Raw genomic sequence first — 14,929 nt, forward strand, 5'->3', positions numbered from 1 at the left:
ACTGTTCAGTCCATCTTCAGGAACAACTTCCTTACCACTTCAGACAGCGCCCCGGCGAAAGTGGCCGGACGCCCGGCTGCCATCGTGGCTTCTACCGGGTTTCTAGCCTTCCCTTCCGGTAGATAGCTTCCTGACTGGTACACAGGTACCGTCCCGATTTGTCTGCCTTCAAGGTAGATTTGGATTTCCCCGCGCAGTCCAAAGCTGGTGTCGGCGCTTCCTTCACCCGGCGGCTGCCGGAGGACCAGCTTTTTCTCTACACTTGCCTGTTCGTTCCCGTTGAAGGGATATTGAAAGGTTTGGCTCACGACCAGGTCATGCCCTTTTACAGCTTCTCCCTTCTCCATCAACGAAGTGAGCGGATAATATTCGAAGCCGTAATCCAGCATTTTACCATGATCGTTCCAGTCGTCCCCGTCATTCAGCGTGACTGCCACCAGCTGCTGCCCGCCTCGTGTTGCCGAGCTGACCAGGCAGCGGAACGCCTTTTTCGTATATCCGGTCTTCACGCCGTCGGCTCCATCGTAGAGCCTTAGCATTTTATTTTTGTTGTCCCACTTATAATCCCAGGATTCGTTCGGGTTCGGCGCTTTTTTGGTAGGTGTCTTGACGATATCCCGGAAGACCGGATTATGAAGCGCATAGGCGGTCAGCTTAGCCAAATCATTGGCTGAGGAATAATGGCCCTCCGCATCAAGACCGTGGGGATTGGCGAAATGGGAATGCGTAAGACCGAGCTGCTTCGCTTCTTCGTTCATCAAATACACGAAGCCCTCCTCCGAACCGCCGACATGCTCGGCTATCGCCGTGGCTGCATCGTTGCCGGAACGGAGCATCAATCCGTACAGCATATTCTCAAGGGACATTTCTTCTCCAAGCTTGAGATATATGGAAGAGCCTTCTTTGGCAAAGGCGTTCTTGCTTACCTTGACCGGTTTCTTGAAATCACCGTGCTCAATCGCAACGATGGCTGTCATGATTTTCGTCAGGCTGGCAATTCGAAGCTCGTCATCACCATGACTCGAATACAGCAGACGCCCCGAGGTCACATCCATCAGGGCGGCCGCCTGGGCGTGAGTATAGAGCTCAGGAAGGGCCTGATTGTTTTGGGCTGAGGCCGGAAGGCTCCATGTCAGCGCAAGCGCTGCGGCAGCAATCCAGCGGGTGATCGATTTTATCCACATCGTTATCTTTCCTCCGGTATTCTTGAAAATCTTGTACAAGTATATGCTTGTCTTCAGGCTCATATGCGCTGGAACAAGTTTTCGCACAAAAAAATCCCCTCCAAGCTTGAAGGGGACGAGGCAGGTTTTAGTAGAACGTCGGATTTGGCGGTTCCACCGAACCTTGGGCAGCATTCGCGCCCGTTGCCGTAGAGTTGACATTAAACATCGATTGAATTTTCTCCACCATCATTGGAGCGGAATCGATCAGTTTCTCAAACAGATGGGTTTGATTGTCAAGCGGAACAATGTGCACGCCTTCCTTGCCCACGACAAGAAAAGCGATCGGTCGAATGGATACGCCTCCGCCGCTGCCTCCGCCAAAAGGCATAGAAGCCTTGGCATCCGCATGATGTTCGCCGCTCGCATGAGCTTCTTTAGCGGCATATTCGCCGTTAAAATCGCTGCCTCCCGCCGCAAACCCGAATCCCACCTTACTGATCGGAAGAATCACGCTGCCATCCGGTGTTTGAACGGGATCGCCCACGATGGTATTGACATCAACCATTCCCTTGATGTTTTCCATCGCAGTCTGCATGAGGCCTTGAATTGGATGATCGGACATTTGCTGTTTCCTCCTTCATGATGCTTAAATAAGGTCATTTCGCAGTATAGTCTGCCCACATTCATTTCGAGTATGTAGAAGGGATTCGAACTCAAGCGCCTCACACGCTTGGTATTTTCTGCCCTTTCCCCTTGACTTTGCGGTACAGCTGAAGCCATCTTCTCAAGCCGCCTTCTACTTTCAAGATGCGGGATAACAGGATGAAGGACGCAAACATGGCATAACCGAACGAAAGCCGCGAAATGCAGTAAAACTCGGTAGAAAATGACATTTCATCCGTGAATTCCGGTATCACAAACAGCTTGGGCGATCCCTTCATGCGGACCTGAAAGGTTAACCAGCCGACCAGTGTCGCTTTCAAGCTCCAGATCGCACCGGTCGCCACCGCCGTCCATTCGGCCTCTCCCGTGGAGAACCGGGTCGTCCAGTTCAATTCATGAACCCTGACATGGGCGGACGTTCGCTGCAGCCACTTTTTGAAGGCCGCCGTCGATTTAAGAATCACCCCGACTTCCTGGGCCCAGAGCTCCGCTTTTTTCTTATTGATGCGCGTTTTCGTCGTACTTCCTTCGCTCCGGCTTAAATTGTTGTTTCGTTCAAGCTTGAGGAGAAATCCTTTTTTCATGTTTTCAAACACAAGCTTAGGCATTTCATAATGAAACCGTACCATCCCGTAGAGCATATGGATATCAACCATTGCATTGTCGTCGCGGCCCATTTTGTCGTAACGAACGGTGCAGACGATGCTCGACATGGCGGCAGCGGCAATCAATATGAGAATAACGGCTATTACAGCCAGCGTAATCCACACGGCAAAGCCCCCCAGATTTGACCATCATTGTCTTCGGACATAGTATGGCATACAAGGCTGGAAAAGATTCGAACTTCGCTTGTCCCGCCGCAAATTGGAGCAAACAAAAACCGGCGTTCTATGCCAGATAGAATGCGCCGGTTTCTTTTCACCGTATGATTTTGAAATTAGTCCACGTCATCAAACGTAAGCTGTCTGCCGTCCAATTTCTCGAAAAGCAGCTGGGTTTCTTCCTCCAGATTATCCGTGCTCTCAAACAACTGCGGCTCCGGAAGCGCCTGAAGGTTGGGCAATCCAAAATAATCGAGAAAGGATTTGGTGGTACCGTACAGGATCGGCCGTCCGATCGCTTCAGCCCGTCCCGTCTCCTCGATCAAATCTTTGTGAACCAGCGTCTGAATCGCACGCTCCGATTTCACGCCGCGGATCTCCTCGATTTCCACCCGCGTAATCGGCTGGCGGTAAGCCACAATAGCCAAGGTTTCGAGCGCCGCCTGCGAAAGGGAGGAGCGGGAAGGTGAATAAGCGAGTTTCTCATAGTATGCCGCGTGATCCCCGAGCGTCGTCAGCTGATAGCTCCCGGCGATCTGCATCACCTGGATGCCCCGCTGCTGCTGTTCAAAATCCTCCTTCATCTCCGTCAGCGCATCCGCTACAAGCTCTGTCCGGTGATCCACGATCTCGGCAATCTGCTTGACGGTAAGTCCTTCATCGCCCGCGAGAAACAGCAGCCCCTCAATAATCGATTTCAATTTCGGAAAGTCCATGAAGCTGCTCTCCCCCTTTCCATTCCATTACAATATCGTCGAACAGCTTTTCCTGGTAGCATAGAATCTGCTTCATTTTCATGAGCTCCAGAATGGCCAGGAACGTGACGACGATCTCATGCCTCATCATGTCTTCGTGCAGAAGCCGGGAAAACAGCACTTTGCCGCCCCTGCCGGATTGTTCCAGCACGTTCACGACCTGCCGTATCCGGTCTTTGACGGATATTTCATCCCGCTGTATCCGGGTATAGCTCGTCCGCTTAACTGCCTTGCGCAGAGCCTTCTGAAAAGCGGCCACCAGATCGGCGGCATGGAGCCCCCTTACCGGATTCTCCGTCATCGCAGGTACCCACGGCGTCAAATCCTCCGGCTCCTTGGCATACAGCAGGCTCCGCTCCGCCTCTTTCTCCTGCAAATGCCTCGCAATGCCTTTATACTTCCGGTATTCGATCAGCTTCTGGATCAACTCGGCCCGCGGGTCCATCTCTTCTTCCTCGTAAAAATCAAATTCGTCCATAACGAAAACCGGGGGCTTCGGTAAAAGAAGCTTGGATTTAATGGAAAGCAGCGTGGCGGCCATCACCAGAAATTCACTCGTAATGTCCAGCTCCAGCTCCTGCATGCTGTGCAAATATTCCATGTATTGGTCGGTAATCTCGCTGACGGGGATATCCTGGATGTTGATTTCCGCTTTGTCGATCAGGTGAAGCAGCAAATCGAGCGGACCCTCAAATGTCTCCAGCTTGTATAATACTGTGTTCACGGCCTATCCTCCGTCCATAAATTAAGCAGTTGTTTGCAGTTGAATTCATCAGTTCATTCTATATACTATATTAAAAAAATGTAGTGCCCCGTGTAAAGGCACTACATCTAAATAAGCATGATTTAGGCGGTTTCGTCAAGCCGGGCCGCGGAACCGCCCGATTATCCGACGATTTTGCGGGCAATAAATGCCAGATCCAGCAGGTCGATCATGCCGTCGCCGTTTACGTCGGCTTTCAGTACCTGCTGCCAATCCGGGCTTTGCTCGTTTTTGCCGTAGCTGGCCGCGACAATGGCCAGGTCCCCGATCGATACTTTGCCGTCCTTATTCACGTCGCCAGGTACGCCAGGCTCCGGACTGCCTGCCGTAACTTCAAACGCATAGGTGGAGGGCAAAGCCTCCAGCTCCTTGCCCTCGGCATCACCAAGGACGGAACGGATCAGCTTGATGCTGCCTTCCGTATTCTGCTGCACGTCCTTGGCTTTGAACGCGAAGGACAACAGCTGCATGTTACCGGTAACCGCATGATCGGTACCGGAGCTTGCAGCGATCATCCGGACTTCCCCTGGCGTATCGTGCCTGGATTCCAATATATCGAATCCGTCTTTCGTGGATGCGGCTGACTCAAATTCGACAAGAGCAGGATCGTAAGTCAGCTTCAGGTCTGCGGCATACATGCTTCCCTTCACATTTTTGACGCCGAGATCCGCGGAAAACGATTGGCCTGCCTTCAAGGCAGCCGGCCCGGTAAGCGATGTAGCATTCTCGCCGGCAGCCTCTTCCCCGCCCGTGCCCGACAGAACGGGAATGATCTCATGAAACCTTGGGAGAACGCCACCGTTCCACTGAAGCTTCGCTTCCAAAATGCGGCCAAAACTCGTCATATTTACTGCATTATAGGATTGCGAAAGCGTACCCGCCGAATGCCAGCCGTTCTCGTCTCTTACCTTCACTTCCGCATTCGAAATATTCGAAGGTCCCTGCAGAACGATCAGCTTCTCAAGCTTCGAACCAGAGGCCAGCCTGTAGGACAAGGAGCCCGCCCCCTCGGATGCAGGCGTAAAGAAGGTCGACAGCTTGCGGTCGATAGCCATGCCAGCCTCAAATCCGCTTTTGCCGGAAGGCTGTGAACCGATGGCCGGACTGCTGCTTCCCGGTTTCTCCATCCCCTCATTCACGATTATTTCATTTAATGCGAGCCAGGCATTATTACTTTCGGTAGTCATCAGCCGGACATACCGGGCGGGCTTGCTATTCGTCAGCGCAACTCGTTTATAACGGTAAGGGACTTCATGGTCCGGGAAGTTCAAAGTCCGGTCCCCCGGATTGTTGAAGGTGTGGATCGTTTCCCAGGACTGGCCGTCGCGGGATAACTGCAAATCGCCTTTACGGAAATAATCCCCCTCACCGTCTCCGATGACGACAGCAACATTCTGAACGTCAACCACGCCTCCGAGATCCACCTGCACGTATTTGCCCTTCGCCTGCCCATCCCCGAACCAGGTTTTGGTATCGAGCTTGCCGTCGTAAAGATTGCCGGCCGCCCCGGAATAGACGCTAGCATAATTATGACTGACAGATGCCGGAACAAACTTAGCCAGTTTGACAAGTAATCGGCTTATGTCAAAGGTGGCGTCAGCCGTCCCGTCGTTGATCAGCCGAATGTAGGCTGCATTTCCGTATGGGCCGCCTGCCGGGACTGCATCCCACTCTATGCCGTTCGGCGATGACTCTACTGCAATCCCCGAACCGGTGTGTGCGACCGCAATCTCCTCGATCTGCTCAATCGCCTTCAAACGGATCCCGACATACTCCCCGGGCTTTAACGTGATCTGATTCAGTCCGGTCAGCTCCGCTGAAGTATCCGTTGCCGATACGGTGCGGTTCTGCAGCCCGGCGACATTGGTGTAGATCCCGGCCTTGCCCGACGTCGCATTGACTGTAAACTCCCTCACCGCGGTCCACAGATCCGGCTTTCCTCCTGGAACACCCGCATGGGTTAAGCGGTAACGGATATACCTTGCATCGGTGTTTAGACCGGCTGCCGTAATGCTAAAGCCGGACCGTTCTTCCCCAATTGCCGTCCAATCGGTGCCGTTCACGGAAGTTTCAAGCACTCCCCGCTGGAAAATGTCATGATCGGTATCGTTTCTGCCTTGAAGGATGGAAACATCGCGGATTTTTACCGTTTTGCCAAGATCAAGACCATACCAGTCCCCATTTTTCTGTACCGTCTGCACATACATGTAGGTCGCCGGATCGCCGTCGATCATCCGTCCGATGTCGGAAGGAGATCCATACGAGGTCACCGGAACCGGAATCACGTAATCAGGATCCATTGAAGTATAGATCTGGGCATCCAGCTTGTTGATCAGCTGCTGTGCAAAAGGCACGAGCCGCTTGGCGCCTGCCTCTACTGTGACATCCGGAGAGCTCAGCTTTTTGATCGTATACGCCCTGGAATCCGCCAGCGCGGAGGAAGCCTTGGACAACTCCTCCCAGGCTGCCGCCGTATTTCCTCCATTCAATGCCATTGCGGAGCGAACGGCCGCCTGGCCGGAAGAGGCTACGCCTTTCAGGCTTTTAAGCCAGGGATCGATCTCCTGCAGCATTTTCGGATTTTGCGATTTGGCCCTAAAGCTCTGGATGGCGCCCAAAATTTGGTCAAAGTCGTTGATCAGCTTCGTGCCGCTGGCCTGAAGCGGCTGGCCGCTCGCATATTTGCTCAGGAAATCCTCCAAATCGGCGCGGATATTCTCGGACTCGCCCACCTGAAGTCCATGGCCGCTCGGCGATGGGTCGCTCAAATGATAGGAAATCGTGTTCAGCTCGGATGCCGCTTCGGGAGCGACGTATTTGAAGGAATTCAGCCAGCTGCTGTCCTGTTGGAAATCATCCACGTTCCAGGTGTAATCCGCAACCGCGAACAAGGCCACTTTCGACAGCTCCGCCCAGCCCATCGGGTTCGAGACAACGCCTGAAATGTTGTGGGTACCCGGAACAAGCACTTCTCCTTTGCCAAGCATGAGCCGCGAATCCTTATAATCGTTTACGGGCCAGTTGAGCCACATGAAAGGATCGCGTCCGGTAAGGTTCTTCACCCACTGCATATCCGTCGTATTTACAGGGGCTACGACCCCTTTACCCGTCCACATGATGTCCACGTTGGCCGGAACATTGGCGAGCGCCTGCAGATATGGCTTGCCGCCTTCGCCGGTCCAGCCCTGATTATAGAACGGAGGGCAGTATATCAGTGGCTTAACGTCCCCTTTGGCCGCGGCCCAGTTGGCTACGTCCGTGATCAGCTTCACGTGCTTATCCTTATCGGTCAGGGACTGCGAAGTACTGATATCGTCCATGAACAGACCGAACTGCCTAACCCCGGCACCATACAGCTGGTTCAGCTTCGCAAGCAGGGTTTGCAGTTCCGCATCGTAGTTGTTCCAATTAATCATGTTAAAGCCGGGATGGATCGCCCATACGAAATGATTCTTCGTTTCGTTGCCGACATCCACAAGCTCCTTGATCTTGGCAAGCTCATCTGCCGGATACAGTGTCCTCCAAGCCGAATTATGGTATTGGTCGTTTTTCGGAGCAAAGATGTAAGTGTTCATTTTAAACCTGCCGCCGAACCGCATCAGGCTTTTCCGGTCCTCATTCGACCAGGGGAAGCCGTAAAAGCCTTCGATGAAGCCCCTCCACTTCGTATCCGCATAATCTTCATACTTCACGCTGTGCAGCGTTTGATTCGCCGTTTGCTCCAAAATCAGGCCCAGGGTTTCCAGCGCATAAAAGGCAGCGTCCGTATCCTTGCCGAGAACGGCGATCGTGCCTTTTGCTTCTCGCGAGGCGTTTAGGTCAAGGACGTAAGCATCCTTTTCATTAAAAAGGGTCGATGAGTAAGGGATCCGATTTGTAAAATAGGTGTCTGCATAACCCTTCGACCCTTTAATTCCGATAACGACATTGCTTCGCGTCGCGGAGACCGCTGAAGTTTCGGTGACCTGCAGGGATTTGGTCTCCAGCACCTTCCGAAGCTTATTTCGCGTTGCCGTATCAATACCCGATTCGAAAACCACGTTAACCTGACTGGTTAGGGTGAAGTCGGCACCTTGACTGCTCTGCTGCTGGGGAATCGGGTAAATCTCGTACGTTCCGCCAGCGGCAGCCTGCTCATCTTGCCCGTCAGGAGCGGCACCAGCCAGGTTCGAGAACAAGCCGGATACCAGCACTACGGCCATCAGCATCATCATGAGCCTCTTGGACATGATATGACCTCCTCGCTAAAATAGGTGAATCGATTACAGCACAAGCAGGTGTGCAAGCGCTGCCAAATCTTCAAGTCCTACGCTGCCGTCTTGGTTGATATCCGCTTTGCGTATGGATTCCCAATCCGGGCTGCTGCTGCTTTTGCCGTAGTTCGCGGCGATGATAGCGAGATCGCCGATGCTTATCCTCCCATCACCATTGAGGTCGCCCTTCACGCCTGAGGACGGATTCATGAGAATCACTAAAGCCGCAGGCTCAGCCGCATATTCCCTCCCTTCCGAATCCCCGGAAACGGCACTCACGACTTCGATTCTGGCCGTATCCGCGCTCCCGGCTTGCGCCGCTCGGAACCGAAGCTCATAAAGCTCCGGGCGGTTTCCCTGGATGGCGCCCTTCATGCCTTCGCTCGCCGCAATCAAGCGGAGAACTCCTGCCTGCTCCGCTTTCTCTGCGGCGATGCTCATTCCTTCGGCCTTCCCCTGGATTCCCTCATACCGAAGAAATTCCGGATTATACAACAGGGTTATATCCTGCGCTGTCAGCGGTTGTCCCGCATGGTTCATGCCAAGCTGCACCCCGAACGTTTCACCTGCATTGACGGTAGCCGGACCTGTCAGTATCGTCCGCGATCCGGCCTCAGCCTTTCCCGGAACCTCGATCCTCACTTCGTCCACGAGGAAGGTGCCGGAGGCGTTTCCTGCCGGTACCTGCAGACGAAGCTTGCTGACCGGTTTGGCACTCGGGCCAAGCGAGCCTTTACCAACGCGGACTCCGTCCAGGTAAATCAGATAGTCTCCGGTCACGCTGTCAACAATGGCCTCCAGAGTTTGCCATTTAGCGGCTGTATAAGGCGTCGATGTGTCGATAAACGTACCTTTATTCGTATAGCTGATATTACCGGACAAGTTCAAGCTAAGCTTCAGCACTTCGCCGTCCTGAGCGTCCAGATAATGAATGCCGAGCGGGATGTTCTTCTGGCCCGCCTGTACTTTGGTGACCAGCCTCAGTGCGCCGGCTTGTTCCGGGAAGCTCCAAACGCTCTTATTAACCACTCCAGGAGACTGCACCAGCTTAAGCGATTGACTGCCTGCGCTTTCAGCTACGATTGGCTGCATGGTGCCGCTGCTGCTCCACCCGGCGGGCGGTTGACCTGCGGTCATGCCTTCAAAATCCTCCCGCTGCACGGTTTGCCACAAAGATGCGATCAGTTCGACCTCGATGCTCGACGCTGCAAGCTTCCTGCCTTGGGCATCGGACAGCGACAGCTCCACCGGATACGTCGCAAAGGCCCGATCCGTCGAAGGGGTCAATTCGATTGAAGCCGTCAGGGATGCTCCCGGCGCCAACGTCTCCAGCGCGGTCTCTGCCGGTGAGACCGCAAGTCCGCCCGGTCCTTTTGCGGACAGCTTCAGCCCCGTAAAAGCCGTGCTGCACGGGTTGCTGACGGTAACCGTCAAGCGCGTGCTCCCAGGGGCCAATCCGGATGCGCTCATCACTGCCTGGAGCGTCGGGCTGCAGCCTTCCCCCGGCAGGGCCGGAATGCCCGCTCCTTCATAAGCCCCCACATTCGGTGCCGCCTGTGCAGATACCGCATTGCCGTAATAGTCCCGGCCTCCGTTATCCGGAATTAGTATGCCTGCTCCGAGCGCCGGCGAATTGTCCTTCAGCCGGTATCCTCCGGGATCCAGGTTGCCTGGGTTGGTCAGCAAGGGATCGCTTGTCACCGTGTTGGTAGCCCAGCTCGGCACCGAGGAAACGTTGTAGAACAGGTTATGGTCCAGCTTCAGTTCACTGGAATTGACACCCCAGCCGACGCTACCTGTGCCGGTTTTATAGACGACATTATTGAAAAACTCCACGTTTTGAATCGGCGCTCCATTCTGCGCATACACTTTCGGCGACAGGCCGCTGCCGATGTAAATGGTGTTGTTATATATTTTGCCGTTGACGATTTTGCCGCCGCAGCCCTGCATGAAGGCCTGCGTCCGGTCATTAATGGAGACGTTGTACCTGATGGTAAAATTTTTGGTGTTCGCGGTATCGGGACAGAAGAGGAAGAAGCCGCCTTCATTGTTATAGGAGAGGTTGTACTGGAAGACGACGTGGTTCGTGGCATGATCAATGTCGTAGGCCATGCCGTCGAGCGTGCTGACTCCGCCCGAGGTGCGGTTGTACTGGAAGATGATATTGTCCGAGTTGGCCGTCCACATGCCCGCATTATACGATTTGGAGCGGACGTTGAATCCTTGGAGGGTGTTGTGCTCGACGAGGGCTCCGTCCGTCATTTTCGGAACGATGCCGTCACCGCCGATGTCGCTGAGCTCATTACCGCTGATGACCACATTGGTATGAGGATACCACTGGGCCGTACAGTCGGTGCCCCAGCGGCTCAGCTCGCTGCGCTTACACCAGTTGGACCAGAAATATATGCCCTGCCGGTCCACGGCACTGATTTGGTTGTTGATGATCTGCATGTCATGATAGGCCGTCGGCGTTACGGTCCCCTGCGCTTCGACGACGATGCCTCCGGAAGCATTCTTGAATTTGCCGGCGCTGGCGCTGCCGCCCATCGTCGACGGCATCTGTCCCCGAACGTCGTGGATCGTCAAATTGCTGATCGTGACACCGTTCAGGTCGCCTGCGTCGGTGCCCAGCACATAAACGCCGCGCCGCGGAGAGCGGTTATCCCCGGGCGCCGTTAATTCCAAGCCGTCCAGCTGGACGTATTTCATATTGTTCAACAGAACGGCGTTGACCTGCCCATTGGCGTTGATGACCGGTTTCATGGTTCCGGTTCCATACGCCCCGATCTTGATGGGCTGCTGCGCTGTTCCCGATCCCTTGGGAGCAAACTCACCCATGCAGACAATTCCCCGTTTGAATAACATCGACTCGCCAGGCTGCAGCGTCACCCCATTCGCCGCTGCAAGCGTGGAGAACGGGCTCGCAAGCGTCCCGTCTCCCTGCCCTGCCGCGCTGCAGTCCACATAATACGCCCTGCCTTCTGCAGCCGCTGCCTGGGCGGTTTCAGCCCCGGCGGGTCTTGAAATCATGCTGCTGCCAAGCCATATCAAAGCAAAGGTTACGGCAAGCAGCTTGCGTAATCCCTTTGTCACAGGCATTAAGCACCACCCCTATCCTTTTAATGCGCCAGCCGTTAACCCGCCCGTAATCTGCCGTTGATAAATGACGTACATGACGATGACGGGTATCATCGAGATCGACAGCCCTGCGAACAGCGGCCCCCATTCGGTCCGGTACTGCATTTCTCCCTGCATGACGGCAATGCCGACAGGGATCGTATACTTCAATGGGTCGTTGATCAGCACCGTGGCCATAATGTATTCGTTCCAGACCGTCAGTGCATTCATGATGCCTACAGTGACCAGGCCGGGAACCGACAAAGGCAGCATGATGCGCAGGAAAATCCGTGAAAACGAGCAGCCGTCGATCGTAGCAGCTTCCTCGAGCTCCTTAGGCAGCGTTTTATAGAACCCGACCAGAAAGAAGATGCCGAGCGGCAGAATACCGATCGTTCCGACGGAATAAACCAGGGTCAATCCCAAAAGGGAATTGGATAAATGAAGATCGCTCAGCAGAAAGAAGAGCGGAATAAGCCCGAGCGTCGTCGGAATCATCATCGAAGCGACATAAATGAAATACAGGACGCCTCTCCCCTTGAAAGGATACCGCGCCAGTATGTAAGCTGTCGTTGAAGCCAATGCCAAAGACAGAATCGTGCTGCCTGCGGTAACGAGGATCGAGTTCATAAAATAGCTTCCGAAATGCGCCCGGCTCCATACATTGGCATAGTTCTCAAAGTGCAGCACGGAAGGAAAATCCCATGGCTTGCCCAGCATGACCTGCTGGTTATTTTTCAGAGACGTGATAAATGTCCAAAATACCGGGTACAGGACGATGAACGTCCACAGCAGCAGAAGCACCCGCACTACCGTTTTGGAGATCCACAGCCCTGCCGGTTTGCGGCTAGCAACTTTATTCATATGTTCCACCTCTACATTTCAATGGTATCCCGGCGCAAAAGCCGCTGCAGAATGAGCGTCGTGATGATGGATAAAATCAGAATCAGTACGCCGATTGTCGCCCCGTAACTCAGATGAAACTGTTTGAAGCCCATCTGGTAGAGATAGTAGCCCAGCACCTGCGTTTGGTTATCCGGCCCCCCGTCGGTCATTAGCTTTACGATGATGAACGAACCGTTAAGTGTTGTAATGACGATATGGATCACCGACGTTTTAAACTGCTCCCAGATGAGCGGCAGCGTAATTTTAGTGAACTGCTTCCATTGTCCGGCACCATCAATGCCGGCTGCCTCGTAAAGTGATGAAGGAATGCCCAGAATGGAGGCGATGATGAGCAGCATATAGAAGCCGATCCCGGCCCATACGCTTGGAGGAAGGAGCGACCACATAGCCAGATGGGTATCTCCAAGCCAGTTCGTTTCCACCGGTTTATCTGTGAACAACGACAGGAAGGCGTTCAGGAAACCGAGATGCGGGTTGTATATGAAGCTCCACAGCACGCCGATAACGGCTACCGAGATGATGTTCGGGAAGAAGAAAATAACGCGGTATAATCCGTATTCCTTCAGCTTCAGTCGCGTCAGCGCCACGGCAAAGAAGGTCGCGAACAGCATGATCAGTATGACCTTCCAAAACACCAAGAAGTAATCATTTTTGATAGCCGTCGGAATGATCTCGTCGTCCAGCAGTTCCCTGTAGTTGTCCAATCCGATGAAGTTCATCGTCTCCGATCCGCCGGACCAGTCGAAAAAGCTTAAATACAGCCCGCGCAATAAAGGATATATCGTGAAAATGCTGAATAAAACGAACGTCGGCAGCAAAAAACCGGCAATGAACAACCTGCGTCTCGCGGCGTAACCGGCTTTCGGCTTTTTCTCCGTGTTCAACATGGCCTTACGCCCTCTCTCTGTGATTTTAAAGAACAATCAGAGGTGCGCTTTAGGCCCTCTGATTGTTCGGGTATATAAAATGAACTTGAATAAGTCCAATTTATATTGTTGTTAGCGGGATTTCGCTGCCGCTTTTTCCATCCGCTCCATCCACTCTTCCGGTGTGATGGTTTTTTGCAGAAGCGCGATGGTAGCGTCGTTTTCAGCCTGCTCCAGATCAGCATTAAGCTTGAATACCGGCGCCACGATCGTATCGGATCCGTTAAAATACTTCATGGCCGTTTTTACGACGTCGCTTGCGCCTGAAGATTCCAGATCCGCCTTGACGTTCATCAGCGCGCCAGTCAATTCAGCCCAGCGCACAGCTGCTTTCTTCGTGAAAATGAACTCGATAAATGCCTTGGCCGCTTCCGGATTCTTGGCCTTCTTGGCGATCGCGATGTTGCTTGTGTAAGGAATGGCGACGTATTTACCGCCCGTGTTTTGCATGACGGAAGGAATGAAGCCGAACTTGAAGCCCTGCGGCACGTCCTTCTTCATTTCGTTTTCCAGCCACAATCCGTTCGGGATCATTGCATCCTTGTGCTGCAGGAACAGCATTTGGGAATCGGTGTGGTTGATGCCGAAGGAGGCGTTGTCGAAGTAGCCCTTGTCGCGCATGTCTACCAGTTTTTTGAGTGTTTTGGCCACGGCGTCGTTCTTGAACGAGCCTTCCTTGCTTGCTTCCTGATCTTTGAGAATTTGCGGGTTGTCCCCGTTCTCGGAAACGAATCCTGTATTCAGCAATCCGCCCACGATATAGTAAGGATACTTACCGGTATGAATGTAAGGATTAATGCCCGCGGCTTTGATTTTCTCGCTGACGGCCATGAAGCTGTCCCAATCTTTCGGAACGTCCCAGCCTTTTTCCTTGAAGAGGGTTTCATCATAGAAGGTTCCCCAAGAGCCGAATACGAGCGGTATCGTATAGTTTTTGCCGCCATAATCTTGCGGCGGTGCGATCAGAGGCTCGGTCAACGCTTCGCCGTCGACGTTCTTCGCCTGCTTCACCCAATCGGTGATATCCATCAGCTGATCGTCTTTAACCATCTGCGTTTCGTTCGAGCCTGCTCCGTCGATATATACGACATCCGGCGGGTTGCCCTGAATCCAGCGCGGCTTCATCTGCTCGTTGATCTGGGAGCCAGCCGACTCCTTGATTTTCAAATCCGGATATTTCTTCTGGAATTCCCCGAGCATTTCTTTCCACCACGCGTCTCCGTAGCCGCCGACAAAATACTGGATTTCGAAATCGCCGGTGATCTTCGGCACTTCGGTCTGGGGATCCTTGGTTTCTTCCTTAGGCGTTTCTGTTTCTGTCTTCGTTGATGGCTGCGGATCCGGAGTCGGCTGCGAGCCTTCCTTTGAGCCTCCGCCACATCCTGCCAACGACATCGCAACCAGCATCAAAGCGATGCCCCCCGTTGCCTTTTTTCTTAAATTGATGTTCATGCTTAAGCGCTCCCCCTAACGGTTTCTTCGATTTTTCCCTTCCGGATTACCCTTTTTATGCCTGATTTCCCGTAAGCTTTTCTCATTATACAGGCCGTGCAAACGCC

General features: G+C 53.5%; 10 protein-coding genes. All 10 read right to left on the minus strand.

Annotated elements, in window-relative coordinates:
- Positions 1–5 precede the first annotated feature (5 nt).
- Positions 6–1,184, minus strand: coding sequence for a D-alanyl-D-alanine carboxypeptidase family protein (locus ACTHPM_RS08595; protein ID WP_440394763.1), 1,179 nt, complete (start codon positions 1,182–1,184; stop codon positions 6–8).
- A 127-nt stretch (positions 1,185–1,311) separates the two neighbouring features.
- The gene (gene ytfJ / locus ACTHPM_RS08600) at positions 1,312–1,788 is read right to left on the minus strand and encodes a GerW family sporulation protein (RefSeq protein WP_440394764.1); all 477 of its coding nucleotides are present in this window, start codon (positions 1,786–1,788) and stop codon (positions 1,312–1,314) included.
- A 100-nt stretch (positions 1,789–1,888) separates the two neighbouring features.
- Positions 1,889–2,599 (minus strand): DUF2953 domain-containing protein, encoded by a 711-nt coding sequence (locus tag ACTHPM_RS08605; protein WP_440394765.1) that lies wholly within the window; start codon positions 2,597–2,599, stop codon positions 1,889–1,891.
- 167 nt (positions 2,600–2,766) lie between these two features.
- Positions 2,767–3,366, minus strand: a complete 600-nt coding sequence (gene scpB / locus ACTHPM_RS08610; RefSeq protein WP_440394766.1) for an SMC-Scp complex subunit ScpB — start codon at positions 3,364–3,366, stop codon at positions 2,767–2,769.
- On the minus strand, positions 3,335–4,129 hold the full coding sequence (locus tag ACTHPM_RS08615; RefSeq protein ID WP_440394767.1) for a segregation and condensation protein A: 795 nt from the start codon (positions 4,127–4,129) through the stop codon (positions 3,335–3,337). Before ACTHPM_RS08615 ends, scpB begins: the two co-directional genes overlap by 32 nt.
- Before the next feature lie 161 nt (positions 4,130–4,290).
- The gene (locus ACTHPM_RS08620; RefSeq protein WP_440394768.1) at positions 4,291–8,397 is read right to left on the minus strand and encodes a beta-N-acetylglucosaminidase domain-containing protein; all 4,107 of its coding nucleotides are present in this window, start codon (positions 8,395–8,397) and stop codon (positions 4,291–4,293) included.
- Positions 8,398–8,430: 33 nt separating this feature from the next.
- Complete coding sequence (locus ACTHPM_RS08625) at positions 8,431–11,514, minus strand: NEW3 domain-containing protein (protein ID WP_440421503.1); 3,084 nt, start codon at positions 11,512–11,514, stop codon at positions 8,431–8,433.
- Positions 11,515–11,532: 18 nt separating this feature from the next.
- Entirely contained in the window at positions 11,533–12,402 is an 870-nt protein-coding gene (locus tag ACTHPM_RS08630; protein WP_440394770.1) for a carbohydrate ABC transporter permease, read from the minus strand.
- Positions 12,403–12,413: 11 nt separating this feature from the next.
- Complete coding sequence (locus ACTHPM_RS08635; RefSeq protein ID WP_440394771.1) at positions 12,414–13,331, minus strand: carbohydrate ABC transporter permease; 918 nt, start codon at positions 13,329–13,331, stop codon at positions 12,414–12,416.
- A 111-nt stretch (positions 13,332–13,442) separates the two neighbouring features.
- Complete coding sequence (locus tag ACTHPM_RS08640) at positions 13,443–14,822, minus strand: extracellular solute-binding protein (RefSeq protein WP_440394772.1); 1,380 nt, start codon at positions 14,820–14,822, stop codon at positions 13,443–13,445.
- Positions 14,823–14,929 lie beyond the last annotated feature (107 nt).

Source organism: Paenibacillus sp. SAFN-054, assembly GCF_051966755.1.
GTDB lineage: Bacteria > Bacillota > Bacilli > Paenibacillales > Paenibacillaceae > Paenibacillus_AQ.